General features: G+C 51.0%; 1 protein-coding gene. It reads left to right on the top strand.

The window, feature by feature from the left end; translation table 11 throughout:
- Nucleotides 1-298, top strand: a 298-nt coding sequence (locus tag L0U89_RS20325) for a fasciclin domain-containing protein (RefSeq protein WP_439651582.1), incomplete at its 3' end; no start/stop codon positions are given.

The raw sequence follows: 298 nt of genomic DNA, 5'->3' as shown, positions 1-298 counted from the left end.
ATTCCCCTCCTGATTGGAGCATCCCTCCTGATGCATTCCTGCGGCGATCAGGCCGCTTCTGACAATGCTGCCGCTGCCGTTGAAACACCGCTAAGCGGACAATCTGCGGTTAAGGACGATGATTCCCAGAAAGACGTTGTAAAAGTGGCAATTGGAAGTGCAGATCATTCGACACTGGTGAAAGCTGTGCAGGCTGCCGGATTAGTAGATGTGCTTTCCAACGCAGGTCCCTTTACCGTTTTTGCGCCCACGAATGCAGCATTTGACAAATTGCCTGCGGGAACACTGGATAAATTAA

It is taken from the genome of Mariniradius sediminis, from assembly GCF_021491425.1.
GTDB lineage: Bacteria > Bacteroidota > Bacteroidia > Cytophagales > Cyclobacteriaceae > Mariniradius > Mariniradius saccharolyticus.
The sequence above is the reverse complement of the archived record's forward strand: the minus strand, read 5'-3'. Positions and strand labels throughout refer to the sequence as shown.